This window comes from Streptomyces yokosukanensis, from assembly GCF_001514035.1.
GTDB classification, from domain to species: Bacteria; Actinomycetota; Actinomycetes; order Streptomycetales; family Streptomycetaceae; genus Streptomyces; species Streptomyces yokosukanensis.
Genome location: NZ_KQ948211.1, coordinates 490,206 through 514,993 on the forward strand (window position 1 = coordinate 490,206; position 24,788 = coordinate 514,993).

Below are 24,788 nucleotides of genomic sequence, written 5' to 3' on the forward strand. Positions count from 1 at the left end.
GCGAGGGACCGAAGCGCCGGCCGCCGGCGGGGCTACTCCACCTCGATGCCGTACTCCTGGACAAGCTCCTCCAGACCTCCTGTGTAGCCCTTTCCTCCTAGCACGAAGTCCCAGTCGCCACTTGATCTCCGTCGGAAGGAACCAAGCACCAGCGCCGTTTCGCCGGCACGACCGTCGGAGACCTCAAGCCGGTCAAGGTCGTTCATCGACGGGTCGAGCAAGCGGATACAGGCATCCGTGAAACCGGAAAGATCCGCGTCCGGATTGATCTCCGGATCCACGGCGGCGACCAGAACGAACCGATCAGCGCCTTGCGGCAGCGCGTCGAAGGAGACCCTGATCGCCGCTTTGTCCGGCGCCGAAGCCGTCGCCGCGCATACCGAACCGTCCGGGGTCTGCGGATTGTTGAAAAAGACGAAGTGGTCCTCGCTGAGGACCTGGTCGCCTCGGCAGACGAGTGCGCAGACGTCCAACGCGACATTGCCGGACCACATCATGCCGAGGATGTTGTAGTCGTCAGCCGGGGTCGCCGGAGCGGACGGCTCAGGGTGCGTGGGAGTCGGTCGCCCGCCCTCTCCCAGACGTCCGCGGAGCCCGTGCCGGTGCAGCAGGTCGACCAGTTCGCTGCCCGAGATCAGCTCCAGCGGCTTTCCGCGGGCGAATGTGTGCGAGCCCGGACCGAAGCCCGATGTCGTCACCAGAACACCCTTGTTGGCGCCGACGTCCTGGACCGTGCCGTACAAGTCGCGTACCGCGGTGGGCGGCACGGTGTTGCGGTAGCGCTTCACCTGGACGGCGATCTTGCCGCCGCGGATCGGCGTCGGGTCCAGTGCGTCGACGTCCACACCACCGTCGTTCGAACGTTGCGTCGTCACTGCCTGCATGCCCATGGCGCGGAACAGGTCGGCGACGAGGGACTCGAAAGCGATCGGGTCCATGTCGTACAGGTCTGGCTCTTCGCCACCACCGCCATGGGTGACGACCTGGTTCCCGACCTCCACGGGCTGCCGGCTCGGCCGCACGGAGGTGAGCTGGTCCGGACGGGTCGTGAGCTGTCCCCGAAGTGCTGCCGTCAGACAACTGGTCGCGTCCACCTGCTCCAAGTGGAAGTCGGCGAAAGCTGCCCGCTGGGCCATGGCAGTGGCCAGGAAGATGTGGGACTGCCTGCCCGTCGCGGGGTCGGGGGCGTCCACGAAGCCGTTCAACGCCACCGAATCAAGAATTCGGTGCTCGTCCGCAGCGAAGAGCTGGTGCAGAACCAGCAGCATGCTCTGCGCCAGCGCCTCCCGGTACAGTGCACGGCGCTGCGTCACGGGACGCGCCGTCTCCTTGTCCTGGTCCTGTGCCGGTACGTACCTCACCGCCTTGGCCTCCGGCACGACGTCGTACCCGGGCAGCTCCCAGTTCAGCACCAACTGCCTGGCCGCCGGATCGAAGGCGGCCATCAATTGCCGGGGGAAGCCTCCGGGCCAGGCAGTCGACGCGTAGAGGGCGGCGGAGAAGTACTCGACCACGAGTTCGGGATCGCCCCGCCTGACACCTGCCGTCACCTCGGTGATGCCCGCGTTGTGCCGCCGCACCTCGGCTCGTTGCGCCTCGGCCCTTTGCTCGTAGTCCCGCCGGAAGGCGGCTAGTTGCTGCTGCCGCTGCGCCTCGGCTGCCTGCGCCTGGTGCCAGTCGTGCTCGAAGCGGGCCCGCGCCTCGGCCTCCGCCTGTGCACGCCGGCTCGCCGTCCAGCCGCCCTGTGCCCGGTACTGGCTCTGATCCGGCATACGCACGGGCCACGCGAGCTGCCCCGGGTCGAACGGCGGGATGTCTTCCACACGCATCAAAGATGTCGCCCTGAAAGCCGGCGCCTGACACCCTTCGGTCAGAAGTCCCTGCAAGGTCGCAACCTGCGCGTCCAGCTCCTCCGTCCGTCGCCTGGCCTCCGCCTGCCGGTACTCCCGATGCCCCTGAGCCGCACGTCGCTGGTAGTCCCGCGCCAGTCGGGCTTCCTCTCGGCGCCGCCTCTGCTCGGCCTCGATCTGGCGCTGATGCGCGCGCTGCGCCTCAGCCCACGTGTTGACGAAACCAGCAGAGCGACGACTCATGCGCTCAAGCCCTCCCCAAGGACGTCGGCAGCGCCGACCAAACTTTGGTTGCCCCCGCAACCAGTTGCGACAAAACGACTTTATCCAGCAATCGCCGGCCCGGACGTCCACTTGCCGAGGGCGACTGAAATCGGTAGTCCGCGCAGGTCTCAGCACCCATACGGCGCGGCGGTGCCGTGTCCCGCGCCGCCTCCAAACCCACCCCGAAAGCGATGGAGCCCCCTCCGAATCGGAGGGGGCTCCTCAAGGTCTTCAGCGGGCCTCACAGCGTCGCGGCGCCTCGGACCCATTCCACCTCGGAGTGGATAAACGAGGCTCCCCTGGGCTCCGGCAGAGGCGTGTGAGACGTAACCGGGCGCACCGGCCGCCGACGGCTCGATGGACCGATAGCAGCCAACACGGCGACCACCTCGTCCTCACTCACCCCGGCCAAAGCCTCGATCACCCGATCGAGCGCCTCGCCCACCTCAGTGCGTGTGACCGCCCGAAGCCGGCGTCGGACCTGCGTTCTTGACCGTCAGCGGCAGCAGCTTCTTGCCGGTCGGGCCGATTTGTATGGCCGTGTCCATCTGGGGGCAGACACCAACTCCGTTAAATCCAAGGTACGTTGGCCGACATGGGGAAACGAACCAGAACGCAAACCGCAGCAGAGCAGAAGCAGTACGCCGTTGAGGCCGAGTGGACGACGGCAGACCTTGCCCTCTTGAAGGAGTTGAAGAAGGCGGAGGCCCTGTTACCGGACGACGCCCCGCGAGCCTTGTTATCTGTCCGGCTGTCCGTCCTCACCGACGACACGACGTCGCCAGTCCGGCAGGAACTTGATCTACGCATGCTCGCCAGGGACCGCGGCTACCGAGTTGTCGGCGTCGCCAGCGACCTGAACGTGTCGGCGACCAAGGTCCCGCCGTGGAAGCGCAAGGAGCTGGGCGACTGGCTCAACAACCGGGCGCCCGAGTTTGACGTACTGCTCTTCTGGAAGCTGGACCGCTTCGTGCGACGCCTCACCGACCTCAGCACCGTGATCGATTGGTGCCTGAAGTACGGGAAGAACCTGGTCTCCAAGAACGACTCGATCGATCTGACGACCACGGCCGGAAAGATCATGGTCACGATCATCGGCGGTATTGCCGAAATCGAGGCAGCCAACACGAGCACGCGTGTGGCGAGCCTCTGGGACTACACCAAGACACAGAGTGGCTGGCTGGTGGGTAAGCCCACGTACGGCTACGAGACGGCGCAGAACGAGAGCGGGAGGGCCGTCCTGGTCATCAACGAGGACGCGTACAAGGCGCTTCAGTGGTGCCGCAACGCTGCCATGAGAGCGAAGCCCGCATCCGCCCGGCGCATGGTCAGAGTCCTCGTACGTGCAGGACTCTGTGGGCCGGGACTGACGACGTCGACTCTGATCCGTCGGCTCAGGAATCCGGCGCTCATGGGGTACCGCGTAGAAGAGGACAAGAACGGAGGGGTACGCCGCTCGAAGATCGTGCTGGGCAGCAACGCGAAGCCCATCCGAGTAGCGGACCCCATCTTCACCGAGGATGAGTTCAATAGCCTCCAGAGCGCATTGGACCAACGCCGACGGGACCAACCCGCGCGCAAGCCCGATGGGGCGACCAAGTTCCTCCGAGTCCTCATCTGCCATGACTGCGGCACCAACATGAGGGTGCACAAGACCGGCTACAACGGCAGGTCATACGCCTATCTTCGGTGCTACGAATGCAAGAGCGGCGGTCAGGGCGCGCCCCACCCGGAGGCGATCTACAGGAAGCTGGTGGACGACGTCCTGAAGGTTCTCGGAGACGAACCGGTGATGACGCGCGAGTACCGGCAGGGAGCCGAGGCCCGCAAAGAACAGCAGCGCCTCGAACAGTCCATCAGCTACTACATGACCGGCCTTGAGCCGGGGGGACGATTCACGAAGACGCGGTTCACCAAAGAGCAGGCTGAGAAGACGATGGACGACCTGATCAAGCAGTTGGAGGCCGCCGATCCTGAGTCCACTCAGGACCGCTGGGTAGCCGTGCACAACGGCAAGTCGTTCCGGGAACGCTGGGAGGAAGGCGGCATGGAGGCCATGGCTGCCGATCTCCTCCGGGTCGGCGTGAAGTGCAAGATCAAGCGGACCAAGGTGAAGGGCATCCGGGCGCCGCACATCCACATGAAACTCATGATTCCTAAGGACGTGCGAGGCCGCCTGATACTCAAAGAAGACGACTTCGCGGAAGCCTTCTGACGCCTGGCCGTACACACGAACGGGAGCCGCCTTCCCCAACGCGAAGGGGAAGGCGGCTCCCTTGTGTCATTCGAGCCAGGCCGTGGGGTCGAACGGCTCTTCAATGCCACTCTCGTCCACGATCACGATCTCACTCTCTATCGCGCTCTGGACCGTTGCCCGGGGAAGGGGAGTCGGTGCCGGAGCGAACATCCGAGTTCGGCGCTCGGGAACAATCGCAGTCACTTCACCCACCTCCAGTCGCCATCCTCCAGTGATTCCTTGTAGAGCCGTCGGGACTGGGCGATGCCTTCGGCTATTCCGACAGCTATCCCAGCCTCTCCGGGGGTGTAACCGGAGCCCACATAGCGCCAACTCGACTCCGCAATTAGGGCCGAGTTGTCACCCGGCTCCGTGTCACCTTGCCGGTATTCGGCCCGCTCCTCACGAAGAGCCGTGTAGGTAGTCGAATAACGGCGGGATTTGGTGAGGATGTGCCCCCGATAGCCGACACCATGAGCCCAGGACCGAAGCCGGAGGTGTTCCAGTTCGGCAAGGCCGCCCAGGCGCCAGCAGGTGGCCATCAGAGCCCGTACGTGAGGCGTGACGACGGCCGCGCGGATGCCCTCCAGGCTGGTGACCCGGTAGTCCAGTCCGGCGCCCGTGTCGGCCGCACTCTTGGACACGTACTTGGCCACGTACCCCGCCACAGCCGCATCTGACGGAGCGTCGCCATCAGAGAAGGGCCGGATGGGCTGGGCATCGAACTGCCCTCCCCACCCGATCCGCTCCGTCCCGTACGCGTCGGAGTCCGCCACCATGACGAAGGTCGAAGCGGCGGCATGCTCGACCGCATCCAAGATCAGATCCTCCGTCGCCCAGGCCGGCCCGGACGAGCCAGCCCCGTCCGGGCCGTCCAGGCGCACGACCGCATGGAAGTGGATGGCCGCGCGCCGCTGGAACTCGGCGACCTTGGCGAAGGACACCACCAGGTGGTCACCGAGCTTCGAGCGCGGTACACCACCGGCCGAAGCCAAGTACCGCCGCACGGCAGTGGTGAACCGGTCCCACAGCCGCCCGGCGTGCGCGTGCCACAGCACGTGCCCCACGTAGTCGTAGCAGTCCGGGCACAGCGGCATGCCCACCAGCGGGTCATCCTCGGTGTGCGTTAAGCCGCAGCCGAGGCGCCGCCCGTGCTCGCAGCGCGGATCATCCCGGCGAGGACGGCAGGGCGCCCCGCCGAGTGCGCGATGCACCGGCCCGAACGACGGGGCCGTGAGCGTCACGAACAGCCGGGAGCGATCCCGCACCGCATCGGGCACGCCCTTACCGCCGGACAGGCCCGCACGAACGAGCTGGAAGGTATCCCCGGCGTGCAGCCGGGAGCACGGCTCACACGCCGAGGCACGCCGGTTACGGCAGCGCACGGCCAGCCGCTCACCCGGCTCCCCGTCGGTCGAGTAGGACGAGATCACCTCACCCGTAACAGCATCACGAGTGACCGTGGAGCCGGACAGGTAAATCGGGTTGGCGCAACCGCCAATGGATTTGATCTGCTCTTTCCAGCGGGAAAAGAGTGGATCACTGACGAGCCGTATGAGATCACGGTCCGCCTCTGAGAGAGCTTGCAGACGTAGTTCGCGTGCCAGCGCATCGGAACGCTCGACCGGAACGGACGACGCGGCGGACGGATGGATTTTGGGTGTGATGCTGTTGCCGGATTCGGCAGACATCACGCGGCCTCCAGAGCCTCAAGTCGGGAAGTAGGTAACGGGTGTCCATGGCTTTTCTCCTTTGCGCTTACAGGGCGCGCGTCCTGCATACGCCCTGATCAGGCGCAGCCAACTTGCCTTTGAATTATAAGACTTGACGCCGACAGAGGTCGTGATTTTTCCGTGCCATGTGGATCACCGAATCACCTAGGCGACGGGGGCTCCGATGCCGGAATCTCCTGGAGTAAGAACCACATCAGCAGACGGCCGATCCAGATCGAGGACAGCAGGTCAACCGAATTGCCAACGGGGTCAGGGCACCTGAGGGCACGTCCGGAGAGCGGGCGTTACGCAGTTCCGGGATCGGTGGACAGAGCAGGCGTGTCCGGCCGGTTGCGCAGCATGCCATGCGCCCATCGGGAGCCGGGAGCGGTCAGCGGTTCGGGACGTGGCGGAATCTGGCTTTACTTCTTCCAGGGCGCGCCTTCGGCGCGCCGCCGGGGCGGCTTGCCGCACCCCGGCCCGGCATGCGGCCTTCGGCCGGTCCGGTCCGGGGCGCCGCCGCCCCGGCGCACACCAGGCGGCCCCGGAGACGTGCGCCAGATCCAGCACGGGCCCACCTTGCCCGCCTCGATCCCGTGGACTGTGGCCCGGGGCTCACGGCCTCCAGCGGCTCAGCCGCCGACCCAGACCACGACACCCACACCAGCCAGCCCAAGAGCCCGTCCTGCGCGGTGTCGGGCGACTCGGCCTCGCTGGAGGGACGAGGCTGATGTTCACATCCTCTTGGGCTGGGGCCGACGGCCTCCGAGGCTTTTAGGCAGCCACCATGGGGCGAGCCTCGAAGAACAGGGGGCCGATCGGGCTATTGCGGGCAGGTCCCAAAGACTGCCCGATCCGCCAGGCAGCGTAAGGCCCCCTGTTCACTCGCCCCATGGCAGCTCCCGCCCAAAAGCCTCTACGGCCGGCGGCGTGCACACAGCTCGCCATCACCGCACCACACGCCCAAACTCCAGAGAGCCCCGCCCATGCGCCGGGGGGAGACGCACAGGCGGGGCAGCCGACTCGCTGAACCTTGATTCGCCGTCGTCAGCGAGCCGGGGTCATTCGTCCCGTGTCACACGGGCGTGATCGGCCACGACACGGCCGTCCGGCGTCGCCTGGACATGCGCGGGTGACGCCATCAGATGCGCCGCTACCTTCTGCACCACATCAGCGTTCCACGTCCCCATAGCCACCACCGGCCGACCGTCCGGCGCCACGCGCGGAGCCAGCCAGCCAAGATCCCGCCTCGGAATCCCGATCGCCAGCAATGCCTGGAACAGCGCCTCATGCGCGTCAGCAGCGGCCTTCTTGCTGCTCCTGAAGATCTCCATGGGGATCACTGCCCCGCCCCCTTCGGTGCGCAAGCCGTGTGCCAGTAGGCCAGGATCGGAGACGAGTCCCGACGAGCCAGCATCCCCCGGCGGCAGCTCTCAAGGGTCTTGATCGGCACACCACACGCCGGGCACGTTTCACCGGCCGGGGCATAGGTCGTGTACTCCCGCTGACGCGCGTCGGCATCGACCGTGGTCATGCCCTCACGGACAGCTGTCTCTGCTGCTCTACCTTGGGTCGCCATGCAAATTACGCTATGTAACGACAGGAACACACCTCAATGGCACTTTGACGAGGGGCCAGCCCGAAGTGACACACCGCGTCACACTGGTACGCCGATCGCGTCAGCCAGCTCCCGCATCTCCGGCGTGAGGGTGCGCCGACGCCCGATCACTCGGCCGAAGATGTCCCGCGCGTAGCGTTGGTTAGGCAGCCACTGTGGAGCGTCGGCGCGGATCCCCTGCAAGACCTCAACCGACTTCGCGTAGTCACGTGACCGAGCATGCGCCTCTGCCACGTCCAGCAGGTGACGGTTGCGGTTGTTGGAGGTGGGCCGCATGCCGCTGGTCGGGATGCGCTTCGAGAGCTTGAGCACCAGGTCCGGCCTGTCGACGATCATGGCATTCTCGGCACGCTTCAAAGCGACCGTGACCGGCCCGAACGCCTGCAAGAAGTCGTCACGCGGAGCGAACTCCCGCCCCAGGGCGACTGCCGCCGAGTTGGCATAGCGCAAGGCCTCCTCAGCCTCTCCGGCCCGGTTGTCGCGGATCGCTGCGGCAGAAGCCCGCAGCAGCAACCAACCCCACGCGCTCAGCTCCGCCGGAGTCGCACGCGAGATGCGCGGCTCCACCTCATCCGCCCACCGCGTTGCCAACTCCCGCGCCTCAGCCAAGCGGCCACGCCGCAGCAAGAGCCAACACTGAGTGCTCACCGTCGCCGCCGCCTGAAGCCGGTCCGACGACTCCTCCAGCGACCGGGACAGCGCGATGTCAGCCGCCTCGAACTGCCGAGTCTGAGTGAGCAGCCAGCCTGTCAGTTGCGAGAGCCGGACGCGTACGGCCCGCCCCTCCGGGCCACTCTCGGCGATGATGTCAGCGTCCCGCAGCAAGGGCGGAAGGATCACGCTCAGCTCCGCGAAACGATCGCCGGAGAAGAGCGGCAGAGCCGATTCCAAGGCCTCCTGCACACCGCGCACAGTCGGCTCTTCCGCCACACCATCCACCCGAATCGGAGCCACGAGCGAACGCCGGACAGCCTCCCAGCGATCGCCGGTCGAAGGCGCCACTTCCGACTCATCCTCGTGTTCACCCATAAGGATGGTTGTGGGTACCCGCAGGACCTGTGCCAGTCGGCGCGCAGTCTCCAGGCGCGTGTCAGCCCGTTCCCCCTGCTCCAGTTTCCGGATCAAGGACACCGACACGCCGGACTCGCTCGCTAGCTGACGTTGCGTCATACCGCGCCGCTTGCGTACGTCCTGGAGCCGCTTGCCGATGTTGGCGCTCATGATTCGAGCGTACGGCGACAGCCAAAACTTGGTGCAGGCTTCGCGTTACGTCACTACGCCCGCGCTCAGACCCACTCAACCTCCGAGTGAATGTCCGGTGCGCTCGTGGGCGACGGCAGCGGCGTCCGGCACGCCTCGCGGGCAGGTTGCCGTTCCCTGCCCGCGACACCAAGTGCAATCAGCACCGCATTCACGTCGCCTTCAGTGACGTCCGTCACAGCATCGGCGATGCGTCGTAACGCCTCGCTCATGACTGACTCGCGTTTCCGCTGGTCGCAGGCTTCTTGACCGTCAGAGGCAGCAGCTTCTTGCCGGTCGGACCGATTTGTATCCGAGTGTCCATCTGGGGGCAGACGCCGCAGTCGAAGCACGGGGTCCAGCGGCAGTCCTCGACCTCTGTCTCGTCGAGGGCGTCCTGCCAGTCCTCCCAGAGCCAGTCCTTGTCCAGGCCGGAGTCGAGGTGGTCCCAGGGCAGGACCTCCTCGTAGGTGCGCTCGCGGGTGGTGTACCAGTCGACGTCCACGCCGAAGGGGGCGAGGGCCTTGTCGGCGCAGGCCATCCAGCGGTCGTAGGAGAAGTGTTCGCGCCAGCCGTCGAAGCGGCCGCCGTCGTCGTAGACCGCGCGGATGACCGCGCCGATGCGGCGGTCGCCGCGGGACAGGAGGCCCTCGACGATGCCCGGCTTGCCGTCGTGGTAGCGGAAGCCGATCGAGCGGCCGTACTTCTTGTCGCCGCGGATCTTGTCGCGGAGCTTCTCCAGGCGCGCGTCCGTGTCCTCGGCGGAGAGCTGGGGCGCCCACTGGAACGGGGTGTGGGGCTTCGGGACGAAGCCGCCGATCGAGACCGTGCAGCGGATGTCGTTGGCGCCCGAGACCTCGCGGCCCTTCTGGATGACGTGCATCGCCATGTCGGCGATCTGCATGACGTCGTCGTCGGTCTCCGTCGGCAGGCCGCACATGAAGTACAGCTTCACCTGGCGCCAGCCGTTGCCGTAGGCCGTCGCGACCGTACGGATCAGGTCCTCTTCCGAGACCATCTTGTTGATGACCTTGCGCATGCGCTCGGAGCCGCCCTCGGGGGCGAAGGTCAGACCGGAGCGGCGGCCGTTGCGCGTCAGCTCGTTGGCCAGGTCGACGTTGAAGGCGTCGACGCGGGTGGAGGGCAGGGACAGACCGATCTTGTCGGCCTCGTACCGGTCCGCCAGGCCCTTCGCGATGTCCCCGATCTCCGAGTGGTCGGCCGAGGACAGGGAGAGGAGGCCCACCTCCTCGAAGCCCGTCGCCTTCAGGCCCTTGTCGACCATCTCGCCGATGCCGGTGATCGAGCGCTCGCGCACCGGGCGGGTGATCATGCCCGCCTGGCAGAAGCGGCAGCCGCGGGTGCAGCCGCGGAAGATCTCCACCGACATGCGCTCGTGGACCGTCTCGGCCAGGGGGACGAGGGGCTGCTTGGGGTACGGCCACTCGTCCAGGTCCATGACGGTGTGCTTGGAGACGCGCCACGGGACGCCCGACCTGTTCGGGACCACGCGGGCGATACGGCCGTCCGGCAGGTACTCGACGTCGTAGAACGCCGGGATGTACACCGCACCGGTCTTCGCCAGGCGGAAGAGGACCTCCTCGCGGCCGCCGGGGCAGCCCTCGGCCTTCCACGCGCGGATGATCCGGGTCATGTCGAGCACGGCCTGCTCGCCGTCGCCGATGATCGCCGCGTCGATGAAGTCCGCGATCGGCTCCGGGTTGAACGCAGCGTGGCCGCCGGCCAGGACGATCGGGTCGTCGATCGTGCGGTCCCTGGACTCCAGGGGGATGCCGGCCAGGTCCAGGGCGGTGAGCATGTTCGTGTAGCCCAGCTCCGTGGAGAAGCTGAGGCCGAAGACGTCGAAGGCCTTCACCGGGCGGTGGCTGTCGACCGTGAACTGCGGGACGCCGTGCTCGCGCATCAGCGCCTCCAGGTCCGGCCACACGCTGTAGGTGCGCTCGGCGAGGACGCCCTCCTGCTCGTTGAGGACCTCGTAGAGGATCATGACGCCCTGGTTGGGCAGACCTACCTCGTAGGCGTCCGGGTACATGAGCGCCCAGCGGACGTCGCACTCGTCCCAGTTCTTGACGGTGGAGTTGAGTTCTCCACCGACGTACTGGATCGGCTTCTGCACGTGCGGGAGCAGAGCTTCGAGCTGCGGGAAAACCGACTCGACAGGCATCTCGCGAACCTTCATGAGCTGACAGGGGTGACCATCAAGCGTAACCCGCCCGGCGGCGTCCCTCGTACGCTCAGCCGGCGGCCGGGGTTCTGATCTCCTTCCACAGCCCCGGCAGCTCCGCCTCCGCCCGCACGGCCAGGGCCTCCTCGCGCCCGTACAGCACCCCGTACGTGAACGCGTTCTCCCCCGCGGCGTGCGCCCCCGCGGACAGCTCGCGCAGGGTCCGCCGGGTCATGACGCTGTCCTGGTGCTCGCCGAGGAGGGTGGTCAGGGACTTCATGGCCCTGGTCAGGGAGCGGGCCGGCTTTCCGAGGGCGGGTGCGGCGGCCTCGGACGCGTACCGGGTGCGCTTGGCCTTCTTGCGGGCCTCGTGCACGGCGACGTCGCGTTCCCCGCCGGGCGGAACGTCGATCGCCTGCTCGACCAGGGCGGAGAGGGTCGCCAGGTCTTTGTCCATGGCCTTGGTGAGCACCTGGTCCGGCTGCTTCGCGGCGGCCTTGCGCAGCGGCGGGGCGGCGAGGAGACCGTCCAGGGTGTCCAGCAGGGTCAGATAGCGGCGGGAGTCCAGCACCTCGGTGAGCCGGCTGTGGGCGCCGCCGTGGCGGGCCTCGGCCCAGGTCGAGAGGCGCTCGTGGACCGGGCCGGCGACCAGGTCGGGCGGGAGCGCGTCGAGGGCGGCTGTCAGGCGTTCGGCCATCACCTCCTGGTCGCGGTCGAGGCCCAGCTCGCCTGCGAGCCACTTCAGCTCGGCGCCGATGGGGTCGGTGACGGTGCGGTCGAGGACGGAGCGGAAGCTGCGCAGGGTGCTGCGGGCGCGGCGGGTGGCGACCCGCATACGGTGCACGGAGTCGGGAACGTCCCGGCGGACGGCCGGATCCAGCTCGACCAGCACGTCCCGCTGGACGCGCAGATAGGCGAGGACGTGCTCGCCGGCCGTCTCCGGCGCCGCCGGCCCGCCCTTCTCGCGGCTCTTGCGGCTCCTACGGCCCTTACGGCGGTGCTCCTCCGTCTGCTCCAGGGCCCGGGCCAGTTTCGACGGCGACTTCGAGGGGCGTACGCCCGCCTTGCGCAGCCGTTTCTCCACCTGGTCGAGGAAGGCGGGGTCGCCCTCGTCGGCCAGTTCCACCTCGATCTCGGTCCACTGGGCGGCCGCCGCCCGGCCGCCGATGCGCTCGGCGGTCACGGCGTCGACGCTCGCCTCGGCCAGCAGGGCGCCGTCGGCGTCGACCAGGTGGCGCACATCACGGGCTGAGCGCAGCCGGACCAGCGGGACCAGCTCGGCGTCCCGGACCCGGGAGCGGACCAGGGCGGCGATCTCCTCGGGGACGGTGTCGGAGAGCGGCGCCCGGATCTCGTCGCGCACCCCGGGGGCGACCGGGAACTTCAGATGCCAGCCGGCGTCGGAGCCTCCGGTGCGGCGGCGCAGGGTGAGGCCGGCGCCGGCCAGGCGCTGGTCGGCGGTGTCGTAGTAGGTGGCGTCGAGCTCCATCAGGCCCTTGTCCAGGACCGCCGCCACGCCGCCGACGCCCGTCAGGTCGGGCAGCCCGCTGTCGTCGGACTCGTACTTGCGCTCGATCTCGCGTTTCGCATCCGCCATGAATTGAATCTAGTGGCCCTCGGGGCGGCACGGCAGGGGCCGCCCCGGGTGAATGGCAGGAAAATTCCACACATCCACCCGGTGAACGCGCCTCCGCGTCCGCCCCGCGCACCGGCATCCGTCCACGATCACGGCGCAGTCGTCGGAGGGCTACGCCGACATGGGTCTCTGCACCTTGATCGACTGCAGCAGTCCCACCGCTATCCAGACCGCGAACATCGACGAGCCGCCGTACGACACGAACGGCAGGGGCAGACCGGTGACCGGCATGATGCCGAGGGTCATGCCGATGTTCTCGAAGGCCTGGAAGGCGAACCAGGCGACGATCCCGGCGGCCACGATCGTCCCGTACAGCTCGGTGGAGTCGCGGGCGATGCGGCAGCCGCGCCACAGCACCACGCCCAGCAGGAAGATGATCAGGCCCGCGCCGAGGAAGCCCAGCTCCTCCCCCGCGACCGTGAAGACGAAGTCCGTCTGCTGCTCGGGCACGAACTGGCCGGTGGTCTGCGAGCCGTGGAAGAGTCCGGCCCCGGTCAGGCCGCCGGAGCCGATGGCGATACGGGCCTGGTTGGTGTTGTAGCCGACGCCCGCGGGGTCGAGGGCGGGGTTGGCAAAGGCAGCGAAACGGTTGATCTGGTACTCGTCCAGGATGTGCAGCTGCCAGATGGCGATGCAGCCGAGCACGCCGGCGAGGAGAAGACCGAAGATCCAGCGGTTGGAGGCGCCGGAGGCGAGCAGCACGCCGAGGATGATGGTCACCATGACCAGGACCGTGCCGAGGTCGGGCATGAGCAGCACGATCAGGATCGGCACGGTGGCCAGACCGAGCGTCTGCATCACGGTGCGGTGGTCGGGGTACGGCTTGTCCCCGGCGTCCACCCGCGCCGCCAGTATCATCGCCATGCCCAGGATGATCGAGACCTTCACGAACTCGGCGGGCTGGAGCGAGAAGCCGCCGCCGAACACGATCCAGTTGCGGCTGCCGTTGATGGTGGCGCCGAGCGGGGTGAGCACCAGCAGCACACCGAGCAGCGAGACGCCGTAGAGGATCGGCACGGCGTTGCGCAGGGCGCGGTGGCCGAGCCAGATCGTGCCGATCATCAGGGCGAACCCGATGCCCAGGTTCATCAGATGGCGGACCAGGAAGTAGTACTGGTCGCCCTGGTTGATCTCGGTGCGGTTGCGGGTGGCGGAGTACACCAGCAGCGAGCCGACCAGCGAGAGCACGAGGGCCGCCAGCAGTATCGGCCAGTCCAGCCTGCGGGCGACCGAGTCACGGGCGAAGATCCTGGTCCAGCCGGCCCGCTCCGGGCCGTACCCGGAGACGGAGAAGCTGTTCGCGCCGGTCATGAGGGCATCCTCCGGCTTCCCCTCTTGCGAGGCCGCCTGCGGGTGTTGCGGTTGCCCGTGCCGGGCGACGATGTGGCGGCGGGCTGCTGGCTGTCGCCGTTGCTCGGGTTGTTCTTCTGCGCGGCCTCGGCGTCCTTGCCCGGGTCGCCGGTGACCTTCGGGGCGGCGATGGTGCCGTCCTTGCGGATCTGCGGCAGGCCCTTCTGCGGCTCGGGCAGCAGCGCCTTCTTCTTGTCGATGGAGCCGTCGCCCTGGACGCCGTAGAGCGCGCTGTAGATGTTGCGCACGGCCTCACCAGCGGAACCGGAACCGGTACCGGCCTGGGAGATCGTCATGATCACCGAGTAGTCCTTGGTGTACGTCGCCAGCCAGCCGGTGGTCTGCTTGCCGTAGACCTCCGCCGTACCGGTCTTGCCGTGCAGGGCGATCTTGTCCTGCGGCCAGCCGTTGAACTTCCAGGCGGCCGTACCGCGCGTGATGACGCCCGCGAAGGCGTCGTCCATCCCCTTGAGGGTGGCCTGGCTGACCGGCAGCTTGCGCTGCACCTTGGGCTTGATCTCCTGCACGCTCTTGCCGTCGGCGCTGACGATCGCCTTGCCGATGGTCGGGACGTACTCGGTGCCGCCGTTGGCGACGGCGCCGTAGATCATCGCCTCCTGCAGCGGCGTGACGAGCGTGTCGCCCTGGCCGATGGAGTAGTTGATCTCGTCGCCCTCGCGCATCTTGTTGCCTTCGAGGCAGTTCTCGTAATAGATCTTCTGGACGTAGGAGCCGTCCTTCTTGCCGGACTTGCACCAGGCGTCCTTGTTGGCCTTCCAGTAGTCGAGCTTCCACTGGCGGTCCGGGACGCGGCCGGTGACCTCGTTGGGCAGGTCGATGCCGGTCTGCTTGCCGAGGCCGAACTGGTGGGCGGTCTTGAAGAACCAGTCCTTCGGCTGGCCCTTCTTGGGGTTGATGCCGCCGTCCTTCTTCCACTGCTGGTCGGCGAGGCCGTAGAAGACGGTGTCGCAGGAGACCTCCAGGGCGCGGCCCAGGGAGATCGGGCCGAAGTTCTCGCCCTCGAAGTTCTTGAAGACCTGGCCGCCGACCGAGTAGGAGCTGGTGCAGGGGTAGCCGCCGTCCCACACGTAGCCGGCCTGGACCGCGGCGGCCGTGGAGACCACCTTGAACGTCGAACCGGGGGCCGCCTGACCCTGTATGGCCCGGTTGAGCAGCGGGTAGTCGGAGCTCTTGCCGGTCAGGGCCTTGTAGTCCTTGGCGGAGATGCCGCCCACCCATACGTTCGGGTCGTACGTGGGGGCCGAGGCCATCGCGACGATCCGGCCGGTCTTGGCCTCCATGACCACGACGGCGCCGGAGTCGGCCTTGTAGTTCTCACCGGTGATCTTGTCGAACTGCTGGCGGGCGGCCTTCATCGCCTTGTCCAGCTCGTACTCCGCGACGCGCTGCACCCGGGAGTCGATGCTGGTGACCAGGTTGGAGCCCGACTCGGCCGCGTCCGACTTGGCCTTGCCGATGACCCGGCCGAGGTTGTCGACCTCGTAGCGGGTGACGCCGGCCTTGCCGCGCAGTTCCTTGTCGTACTCGCGCTCCAGGCCGGAGCGGCCGACCATGTCGGAGCGCAGATAGGGCGAGTTGGTGTTCTTGGCCTTCTGGATCTCGTCGTCGGTGACGGGCGAGAGATAGCCGAGGGCCTGCGCGGTGTTGGACTTGCCCGGGCCCGGGTAGCGGCGCACGGCCTCGGGCTCGGCGGTGATGCCGGGGAAGTCCTCGGAGCGCTCGCGGATCTGCAGGGCCTGCTTCGGGGTGGCCTCGTCGGTGATCGGGATCGGCTGGTACGGCGAGCCGTTCCAGCAGGGCTGGGGGGTCTTGGCGTCGCACAGCCGGACCTTCTGGATGACGTCCTCGGGCTTCACGCCGAGGACGCCGGCCAGTTTGGTGAGGACGGCCTTGCCGTCGTCCTTCTGCTTGAGCAGGTCGGTGCGGGAGGCGGAGACGACCAGACGGGTCTCGTTGTCCGCGAGGGGCACGCCGCGGGCGTCCAGGATGTCGCCGCGCACGGCGGGGTCGACGACCTGCTGGACGTGGTTGCCGGAGGCCTCCTTCTGGTACTGGGCGCCCTCGCGGATCTGCAGATACCACAGCCGGCCGCCGAGCGTGCCGAGGAGGGAGAGAACGAGGATCTGGATCACGACGAGCCGGATCTGGACCCGTGGGGTCCGACCGGTCTCGGGGATGTTGGTCACTGCGGCTGCCTCCCCCTCTCAGTGCACGGATGCCTGTGCGTGCGGCGCGTGTGTACGAATCGGCCGCGTGCGTACGAATGATGAACGACCAGCCTGTGAGCCCGCGTTCCGGGAGAGCCGCCCCGTTCGGGTGAACTCTGCGGGACCCGCGGGCGCCTGACCGCGCTTCACAGCCGCTTGACCCCCTTGATCCGGCCGACCCGGGTGGAGCGGGTGCGGGCCTTGGCCTTCAGCGCGCCGAGGCCGCCGCGCTGGCTGCCGATGCGCAGGCCGGTGCCGGAGGACAGCCAGCCGGTCGAGATGTCGCCGGCCTTGGCGGCGGGGCCGGCCTCGGTGAGCGGGTCGTTGTCGGCGCGACGGGCCAGCCACATGATCGCGGGGACCACGAACGGGGCGAGCAGCAGGTCGTACAGGGCGGCCGAGAACAGCAGGCCGGGCAGGCCGACATGGCGGGCGGCGGTGTCGCCGACCAGGGCGCCGACGCCCGCGTACAGCAGCGTGGAGCCGATCGCGGCGGCGACGACGACGGCCATCGGACCGGTTGCCGACTTCAGGCGGCCGTTGTCCGGCCTGATCAGCCCGGCGAAGTAGCCGATGACGCACAGCACGAGCGCGTAGCGGCCGGCCGCGTGGTCGGCGGGCGGGGCGAGGTCGGCGAGCAGACCGGCGCCGAAGCCGACGAGGGCGCCGCCGACATGGCCGTACACCATGGCGAGGCCCAGGACGGTGAGCAGCAGCAGGTCGGGCACCGCGCCCGGCAGATGCAGGCGGGCGAGGACGCTCACCTGGATCACCAGGGCCACGACGACCAGCGCGGTGGAGAGCAGGATCCGGTTGGGGCGCATGGGGTTCGGCTCCTACTGCTGCTCGTTGGAGGAGGCGTCGGCGGACGGCGTCACCGTGACGGTCACCGTCGGTGTCGGGGTCGGGTGGGGCTTGCTCGGCAGGACCTCGTCGCGCGGGTCCTTCTTCGGTGCCTGCACGACCACGCCGACGATGTCGAGCTTGGTGAAGCCGACGTACGGGGTGACGTAGATCGTGCGGGTCAGGCCGCCGTTGGAGGGGTCGACGCGGGAGACCACGCCGACCGGGACGCCCGGTACGAACGGCCGGTCCGCCTCCGAGCCGAAGGTGACGAGCCGGTCGCCCTTCTTCACCTCCGCCTTGCCGTTGAGCAGTTCCACGCGCAGCGGGCGGTCGCCCTGACCGGAGGCGAAGCCGAGTTCGTCGCTGCCCTCCATGCGGGTGCCGACGGTGAAGTCGGGGTCGTTGGCGAGCAGCACGGTGGAGGTGTCGGGACCGACCGTGGTGACCCGGCCGACCAGTCCGTCGCCGTTGAGGACGGTCATGTCGCGCTTGATGCCGTCGGCCGCACCCGCGTCGATGGTGATGGTCCAGGAGAAGCCCTGCGCCGACCCTATGGCGACGACCTGGGCGCCCTTGATGCCGTACTGGCCCTCGCCGGCGACCTTCAGCATCTTGTCGAGCTGCTTCAGCCGGCTGCGGTTGCGGTCGTCGCTGCCGAGCTTCGCCTTGAGGGCCGCGTTCTCCTTCTCCAGGGCGGCGAGCCGGTCGTGGCGGCTGCCGGAGTCCCGGATCGCCGAGACGGCGTTGCCGACCGGTTCGACCGCCGAGGACAGTCCGTTCTCGACCGGGCCGAACACGGCGGCCGCAGCCTGCCGGGCACCGTCGACCGGGGAGTTCCTGCCCCCGCGGATGTCCACTGTGATCAGTGCGAATGCGATGGCAACCAGCAGGACCAGGAGCAGCCGGCTCTCTTTCGTGTCCCTCACGTGCGGCGGCCGTGCCCTTCCTCGATAGGAATTCGGGAACCCCTTCGCGGGCGCTTGAGCGATTCGCAACCCGACGGGGCCATTTGTGGGAGCTTATGCCTCTCATCAACGATCCGCCGCACGAGAGGAGAACGTCTCGTGCGGCGGAATCGAAGACTTACGTCATCTGCGCGGCTGGGCGTCCAGGACCTGCTGCAGCGCCTCGAACTCCTCGACGCACTTGCCGGAGCCGAGCGCGACGCTGTCCAGCGGGTCCTCGGCGATGTGGATCGGCATCCCGGTCTCCCGGCGCAGCCGCTCGTCGAGCCCGCGCAGCAGGGCTCCACCGCCGGTCAGAACGATTCCTCGGTCCATGATGTCGCCGGACAGCTCCGGCGGGCACTTGTCGAGGGTCGTCTTGACCGCGTCCACGATGGCGTTGACGGGCTCCTCGATGGCCTTGCGGACCTCGGCGGCCGAGATGACCACGGTCTTCGGCAGCCCGGAGACCAGGTCCCGGCCGCGGACCTCGGTGTGCTCGTCGGAGTCGAGGTCGTACGCGGAACCGATCGTGATCTTGATCTGTTCGGCCGTGCGCTCGCCCAGCAGAAGGCTGTACTCCTTCTTGATGTACTGGATGATCGCGTTGTCCAGCTCGTCGCCCGCGACCCGGATGGACTGGGCGGTGACGATGCCGCCGAGCGAGATGACCGCGACCTCCGTGGTGCCGCCGCCGATGTCCACCACCATGTTGCCCGTGGCCTCGTGGACCGGCAGGCCGGATCCGATGGCCGCGGCCATGGGCTCCTCGATGATGTGCACCTGGCGGGCGCCGGCCTGGGAGGACGCCTCGATCACGGCACGGCGCTCGACGCCCGTGATGCCGGAGGGCACGCAGACGACGACCCGCGGCCGGGCGAGGTAGCGACGCTTGTGGATCTTCAGGATGAAGTAGCGGAGCATCCGCTCGGTGATCTCGAAGTCGGCGATCACGCCGTCCTTCAGCGGGCGCACGGCCACGATGTTGCCCGGCGTCCGGCCGATCATCTTCTTCGCTTCGGCACCGACCGCGAGGATTCCACCGGTGTTGGTGTTGATCGCGACGACGGAGGGCTCGTTGAGTACGATTCCACGACCCCTGACGTACACCAGCGTGTTGGCGGTCCCGAGGTCGACAGCCATGTCACGGCCGATGAACGACATTGAGTTCCCCATCCGGATTCATCTGGCCTTCCCGGGCTTTTGAGGGCATATCAGGTCGGCGAGGCGGGTGCTGTGACGTGAAGGCTTCCATCGTAAACGCGCCTGCACGGACACTGCGCGAGGGTCTCCGCCATTGTCACCAGATGGCGGCCCGCCCCGCTTGTGGAGACGGTCCATCGGAGGCACGCGTTCCCCCGATCGACTAGGCATATGCCAAGGGACGGCCGGAAATGTACGGCCGTCCCTGGTCAGGCGCCACCGGAACCAGCTGACGCCCACTCAGAAAAATTAGCGAAAACTCCGCGCGGGGCTCACTCCCGGTTCAGGCACGGCCCGGGAAGAAGATCTTCACCTCGCGCTCGGCGGACTCCTCGGAGTCGGAGGCGTGGATCAGGTTCTCGCGGACGATCACGCCGTAGTCGCCGCGGATGGAACCGGGTGCGGCGGCGATCGGGTCGGTCGGGCCGGCGAGCGCGCGCACGCCCTCGACGACCCGCTCGCCCTCGACGATCAGCGCGACGACCGGACCGGAGGACATGAACTCCACCAGCGGCTCGTAGAAGGGCTTGCCCTTGTGCTCGCCGTAGTGCTGCTCCAGGGTGTCCTGGTCCAGGCTGCGCAGCTCCAGCGCGGTGATCTGCCAGCCGGCCTTGCGCTCGATACGGCTGATGATCTCGCCGGTCAGGCCTCGACGGACGGCGTCGGGCTTGAGCAGGACGAGGGTGCGCTGGCTCACGGGAGGGCTCCTTCTGACGGACGTCTGCGGTGGTGGGACGAGGTTACAGGGCGTGTCGGAACGCCCGTTACGCAGCGTCAGCCGACGAGGAGCCGGACTCCGTCCGGGCGGCGAAGCCGGCCTTCGCCTCGTCCACCTTTCTGCCGAAGTGCACCGACGCCCACCACAGCGCCGCGAACACCACGCCCATGAAGTACATGGTCGGGACGAAGATGCCGGAGGCGATCAGCGCGATCTGCAGGGCCCAGCCGAGGGCCACCCCGCCGGGCCGGGTCACCATGCCGCACAGCAGCACACACAGCACCATCGCGATTCCGCTGACCAGCCACACCGTGGAGACGGCCAGGCTCGGGTCCTTCATGGCGACAAGACCGGCGAACCCGATGACGAAGAACTCGCCGATCAGTGTCGACGCACAGAGCGTACGCATCCTTCAGTCTCAGCCCTTCCCCAGCAGCAGCCGGGCCTCGCCGACGGTGATGACGGAACCGGTGACCAGCACGCCACCGCCCGCGAACTCGCCCTCCTCCTCGGACAGCGTGATCGCGGCCTCCAGGGCGTCCGGCAGCCGCGGCTCGACCTGCACCCGCTCCTCGCCGAACACCTCGACGGCGATCGCGGCCAGCTCGTCCGCGTCCATCGCCCGCTGGCTGGAGTTCTGGGTGACGACGACCTCGGTGAAGATCGGCTCGAAGGCCTCCAGCAGGCCCCGCACGTTCTTGTCGCCGCTCGCGCCCACCACGCCGATCAGCCGGCTGAAGTCGAACGCCTCCCGCACCGCCTCGGCGGTGACCTCGGCGCCCGCCGGGTTGTGCGCCGCGTCCAGCACCACGGTCGGGGAGCGCCGTACGACCTCCAGACGGCCCGGGGAGGACACGGCCGCGAAGGCCTTGCGCACGGAGTCGATGTCCAGCGGGTCGGCGCGCTGCGCACCGACGCCGAAGAACGCCTCGACGGCGGCGAGGGCGACGGCGGCGTTGTGCGCCTGGTGGGCGCCGTGGAGGGGGAGGTAGACCTCTTCGTACTCACCGCCGAGGCCGCGCAGTGTGACCAGCTGCCCGCCGACGGCGACCTGCCGGGCGACGACCCCGAACTCCAGCCCCTCGCGGGCCACGGTCGCGTCCACCTCGACGGCCTTCTTCAGCAGCACCTGCGCCGCGTCCACCGGCTGCTGCGCGAGGATCACGGTCGCGCCCTGCTTGATGATGCCGCTCTTCTCGGCGGCGATCTCCGCGGTCGTCTCGCCGAGCCGGTCGGTGTGGTCCAGAGCGATGGGGGTGATCACGGCGACGTCGGCGTCGATGACGTTGGTGGCGTCCCAGGATCCGCCCATGCCGACCTCGACGACGGCCACGTCCACCGGGGCGTCCGCGAAGGCCGCGTACGCCATGCCGGTGACCACCTCGAAGAAGGACAGCCGGTACTCCTGCTGTGCGTCCACCATCTCGACGTACGGCTTGATGTCCTCGTACGCCTCGATGAACCGCTCGGCGGAGATCGGGGTGCCGTCCAGGCTGATCCGCTCGGTGATCGACTGCACATGCGGGCTGGTGTAGCGACCGGTGCGCAGCTCGAAGACGCCGAGCAGCGCCTCGATCATGCGGGCGGTGGAGGTCTTGCCGTTGGTGCCCGTGATGTGGATCGAGGGGTACGACCGCTGCGGCGCGCCGAGCACGTCCATCAGCGCGGAGATGCGGCTGACCGAGGGCTCCAGCTTGGTCTCGCCCCAGCGGGTGGCCAGCTCCGTCTCCACCTCGCGCAGGGCCCGGTCGACCTCGGGGTCCTCGGGCCGCGTGGGTACGTCGGCGGACGGCTGCCCGCCCTGGGTTCGCAGGGTACGGCTGCCGGCCTCGATGACCGCGAGGTCGGGGTCGCGGGTGGTCTCGGCCTCGACGATTTCGTCGAAGCCGTCGAGGGGGTCGGGCTGGTCGTTCTCGTGCGGGTGGTCGCTCACAGGGTCAGTCTACGGAGGCGCACCGACAAAGGGTGCGGTGGCTCGGTGGGGCCGGTCGAGGTGGGTGCGACGCAGGCGAAGGCCCCCGGTGCCTCATGCGCACCGGGGGCCTTCGTCAGGCGGAACTGCTCACGCCTGCGGCAGCTTCTCCAGCTGGGCGGTGATCCGCGCGATGTCCTCCTCCGCCTTGGCCAGGCGTCCTCGGATCTTGTCCACCACGTTGTCCGGAGCCTTGGCCAGGAACGCCTCGTTGCCGAGCTTGCCCGTGGCCTGGGCCTTCTCCTTCTCGGCGGCGGCCAGGTCCTTCGCGAGACGCTTGCGCTCGGCCGCCACGTCGATCGTGCCGGAGAGGTCGAGCGCGACCTCGGCGCCGCCGACCGGCAGGGTGGCGGTCGCCGTGAAGCTCTCGCCCTCGGGCTGCAGGCGCAGCAGCTGGCGGATGGCGGCCTCGTGCGGGGCGAGGGCCGTGCCGTCCAGGGCCAGGCGGGCGGGGACGCGCTGGCCGGGCTGGAGCCCCTGGTCGGCGCGGAAGCGGCGGACCTCGGTGATGACCGACTGGAGGGTCTCGATCTCCCGCTCGGCGGCGGCGTCGCGCAGGCCGCTGTCCTTCGGCCAGTCGGTGATGACGATCGACTCGCCGCCGGTCAGGGTCGTCCACAGGGTCTCGGTCACGAACGGGACGACCGGGTGCAGCAGCTTCAGCGTGACGTCCAGGACCTCGCCCAGGACCCGCTTGCTGACCTCGGCCGGCGCGCCGCCCGCCTGGAAGACGGTCTTGGACAGCTCGACGTACCAGTCGAAGACCTCGTCCCACGCGAAGTGGAAGAGGGCGTCCGACAGCTTGGCGAACTGGAAGTCGTCGTAGTACGCGTCGACTTCGGCGACCACGGAGTTCAGGCGGGAGAGGATCCAGCGGTCCGTCGCCGACATCCGGGACGGCTCGGGCAGCGGGCCCTGGACCGTCGCGCCGTTCATCAGGGCGAAGCGGGTGGCGTTCCAGATCTTGTTGGCGAAGTTGCGGGAGCCCTGGACCCAGTCCTCGCCGATCGGGACGTCGACGCCGGGGTTGGCGCCGCGGGCGAGGGTGAAGCGCAGGGCGTCGGAGCCGTACTTGTCCATCCAGTCCAGCGGGTTGACCGCGTTGCCGAAGGACTTCGACATCTTCTTGCCGAACTGGTCGCGGACCATGCCGTGCAGGGCGATGGTGTGGAACGGCGGGGTGCCGTCCATCGCGTACAGGCCGAACATCATCATCCGGGCGACCCAGAAGAAGAGGATGTCGTAGCCGGTGACCAGGACGGAGTTCGGGTAGAACTTCGCGAGCGACTCGGTCTGCTCGGGCCAGCCGAGGGTGGAGAACGGCCACAGGCCGGAGGAGAACCAGGTGTCGAGGACGTCGGTGTCCTGGTGCCAGCCCTCCGCCTCGGTCCCGGGCGGCTCCTCGTCCGGTCCGACGCAGACGACGTCACCCTCCGGGCCGTACCAGACCGGGATGCGGTGGCCCCACCACAGCTGGCGCGAGATGCACCAGTCGTGGAGGTTGTCGACCCAGTCGAAGTACCGCTTCTCCATCTCCTGCGGATGGATCTTGACCTTGCCCTCGCGGACCGCGTCACCGGCGGCCTTGGCGAGCGGGCCGACCTTGACCCACCACTGCATGGACAGGCGCGGCTCGATGGTGGTCTTGCAGCGCGAGCAGTGTCCGACGGAGTGGACGTACGGCCGCTTCTCGGCGACGATCCGGCCCTCGGCGCGCAGCGCGGCGACGATCGCCGAGCGGGCCTCCAGGCGGTCCATGCCTTGGAAGGGGCCGTGGACGGTGATGACGGCGTGCTCGTCCATGACCGTGATGGACGGCAGGTCGTGGCGCTGGCCGATCTCGAAGTCGTTCGGGTCGTGGGCCGGGGTGACCTTGACGGCGCCGGTGCCGAACTCGGGGTCGACGTGCTCGTCGGCGACGACCGGGATGGAACGGTCGGTCAGCGGGAGCCTGATGAGCTTGCCGACGAGGTGCTTGTACCGCTCGTCCTCGGGGTGGACGGCGACGGCGGTGTCGCCGAGCATCGTCTCGGCACGGGTGGTGGCGACGACGATGGTGTCGTCCCCGTCCCCGTACTTCATGGAGACCAGCTCGCCGTCGTCGTCCTGGTACTCCACCTCGATGTCGGAGATGGCCGTCAGACAGCGCGGGCACCAGTTGATGATGCGCTCGGCGCGGTAGATCAGCTCGTCGTCGTAGAGCCGCTTGAAGATGGTCTGGACGGCCTGCGACAGGCCCTCGTCCATGGTGAAGCGCTCACGCGACCAGGCGACGCCGTCACCGAGACGACGCATCTGCCCGGAGATCTGCCCGCCGGACTCGCCCTTCCACTGCCAGACGCGCTCGACGAAGGCTTCCCGTCCCAGGTCGTGCCGGGACTTGCCTTCCTTGCCCAGCTCGCGCTCGACGACGTTCTGCGTGGCGATGCCGGCGTGGTCCATGCCCGGCTGCCACAGCGTCTCGTAGCCCTGCATGCGCTTGCGACGGGTCAGCGCGTCGATGAGGGTGTGCTCGAAGGCGTGACCCAGGTGCAGGCTGCCGGTGACGTTCGGCGGCGGGATCACGACCGTGTACGGCGGCTTGTCGCTCTTGGCGTCCGCCTCGAAGTAACCGCGTTCTACCCAGCGCTCGTACAACGGCCCCTCTACATCGGCCGGCGCGTACTGGGTCGGCAGTTCGGGGTCGGGCGCGGGTGGCTGCTGCTGAGCATTCTCGGTCACGAGGGTCAGTTTAGAGGGGTCACGGGGTGGTCCCGAAACGCGTTTGTTCTGTAACGGTGCGGCCCC

Annotated in this window: 16 protein-coding genes; 1 reads left to right on the forward strand and 15 read right to left on the reverse strand. The window is 68.3% G+C overall.

What is annotated here, in order from left to right:
• Nucleotides 1-32: 32 nt before the first annotated feature.
• On the reverse strand, nucleotides 33-2,093 hold the full coding sequence (locus tag AQI95_RS17715) for a restriction endonuclease (RefSeq protein WP_067123979.1): 2,061 nt from the start codon (nucleotides 2,091-2,093) through the stop codon (nucleotides 33-35).
• Nucleotides 2,094-2,709: 616 nt separating this feature from the next.
• On the opposite strand from AQI95_RS17715, the gene AQI95_RS17725 reads away from it, so the two are divergent.
• Complete coding sequence (locus tag AQI95_RS17725; RefSeq protein WP_067123985.1) at nucleotides 2,710-4,329, forward strand: recombinase family protein; 1,620 nt, start codon at nucleotides 2,710-2,712, stop codon at nucleotides 4,327-4,329.
• Between the two features lie 221 nt (nucleotides 4,330-4,550).
• Here the strand turns inward: AQI95_RS17725 and AQI95_RS17730 are convergent, their stop codons facing one another.
• From AQI95_RS17730 to AQI95_RS17795, 14 genes are all read right to left on the reverse strand, one after another.
• The gene (locus tag AQI95_RS17730) at nucleotides 4,551-6,041 is read right to left on the reverse strand and encodes a replication initiator (protein ID WP_244188765.1); all 1,491 of its coding nucleotides are present in this window, start codon (nucleotides 6,039-6,041) and stop codon (nucleotides 4,551-4,553) included.
• A gap of 1,082 nt (nucleotides 6,042-7,123) precedes the next feature.
• A complete protein-coding gene (locus AQI95_RS17735; RefSeq protein ID WP_159056537.1) occupies nucleotides 7,124-7,396 on the reverse strand; it encodes a hypothetical protein in 273 nt (90 codons plus the stop codon).
• Nucleotides 7,397-7,719: 323 nt separating this feature from the next.
• Entirely contained in the window at nucleotides 7,720-8,901 is a 1,182-nt protein-coding gene (locus tag AQI95_RS17740; RefSeq protein ID WP_067123988.1) for a helix-turn-helix domain-containing protein, read from the reverse strand.
• Between the two features lie 247 nt (nucleotides 8,902-9,148).
• Complete coding sequence (locus AQI95_RS17745; protein ID WP_067123989.1) at nucleotides 9,149-11,104, reverse strand: TIGR03960 family B12-binding radical SAM protein; 1,956 nt, start codon at nucleotides 11,102-11,104, stop codon at nucleotides 9,149-9,151.
• A 70-nt stretch (nucleotides 11,105-11,174) separates the two neighbouring features.
• Nucleotides 11,175-12,701: a CYTH and CHAD domain-containing protein gene (locus AQI95_RS17750; RefSeq protein ID WP_067123990.1), complete on the reverse strand. Its 1,527-nt coding sequence runs from the start codon at nucleotides 12,699-12,701 to the stop codon at nucleotides 11,175-11,177.
• A gap of 150 nt (nucleotides 12,702-12,851) precedes the next feature.
• Nucleotides 12,852-14,051, reverse strand: a complete 1,200-nt coding sequence (gene rodA, locus AQI95_RS17755; protein WP_067123993.1) for a rod shape-determining protein RodA — start codon at nucleotides 14,049-14,051, stop codon at nucleotides 12,852-12,854.
• On the reverse strand, nucleotides 14,048-16,297 hold the full coding sequence (gene mrdA / locus AQI95_RS17760; RefSeq protein WP_067123994.1) for a penicillin-binding protein 2: 2,250 nt from the start codon (nucleotides 16,295-16,297) through the stop codon (nucleotides 14,048-14,050). The genes rodA and mrdA overlap by 4 nt, the downstream gene beginning before the upstream one ends.
• Before the next feature lie 167 nt (nucleotides 16,298-16,464).
• Nucleotides 16,465-17,142 carry a rod shape-determining protein MreD gene (mreD, locus tag AQI95_RS17765; protein WP_067123997.1) on the reverse strand — a complete coding sequence of 226 codons (678 nt, stop codon included), beginning with the start codon at nucleotides 17,140-17,142 and terminating at the stop codon, nucleotides 16,465-16,467.
• 12 nt (nucleotides 17,143-17,154) lie between these two features.
• Nucleotides 17,155-18,090: a rod shape-determining protein MreC gene (mreC, locus tag AQI95_RS17770; protein ID WP_067123999.1), complete on the reverse strand. Its 936-nt coding sequence runs from the start codon at nucleotides 18,088-18,090 to the stop codon at nucleotides 17,155-17,157.
• Nucleotides 18,091-18,252: 162 nt separating this feature from the next.
• Nucleotides 18,253-19,272 (reverse strand): rod shape-determining protein, encoded by a 1,020-nt coding sequence (locus AQI95_RS17775; protein WP_020940056.1) that lies wholly within the window; start codon nucleotides 19,270-19,272, stop codon nucleotides 18,253-18,255.
• Between the two features lie 322 nt (nucleotides 19,273-19,594).
• On the reverse strand, nucleotides 19,595-20,008 hold the full coding sequence (ndk, locus tag AQI95_RS17780) for a nucleoside-diphosphate kinase (protein WP_067124001.1): 414 nt from the start codon (nucleotides 20,006-20,008) through the stop codon (nucleotides 19,595-19,597).
• 67 nt (nucleotides 20,009-20,075) lie between these two features.
• On the reverse strand, nucleotides 20,076-20,438 hold the full coding sequence (locus AQI95_RS17785; protein WP_067124002.1) for a DUF4233 domain-containing protein: 363 nt from the start codon (nucleotides 20,436-20,438) through the stop codon (nucleotides 20,076-20,078).
• A gap of 9 nt (nucleotides 20,439-20,447) precedes the next feature.
• Nucleotides 20,448-21,962 (reverse strand): bifunctional tetrahydrofolate synthase/dihydrofolate synthase, encoded by a 1,515-nt coding sequence (gene folC, locus AQI95_RS17790; RefSeq protein WP_067124003.1) that lies wholly within the window; start codon nucleotides 21,960-21,962, stop codon nucleotides 20,448-20,450.
• 129 nt (nucleotides 21,963-22,091) lie between these two features.
• Nucleotides 22,092-24,722: a valine--tRNA ligase gene (locus tag AQI95_RS17795; protein WP_067124004.1), complete on the reverse strand. Its 2,631-nt coding sequence runs from the start codon at nucleotides 24,720-24,722 to the stop codon at nucleotides 22,092-22,094.
• Between the last annotated feature and the right edge of the window lie 66 nt (nucleotides 24,723-24,788).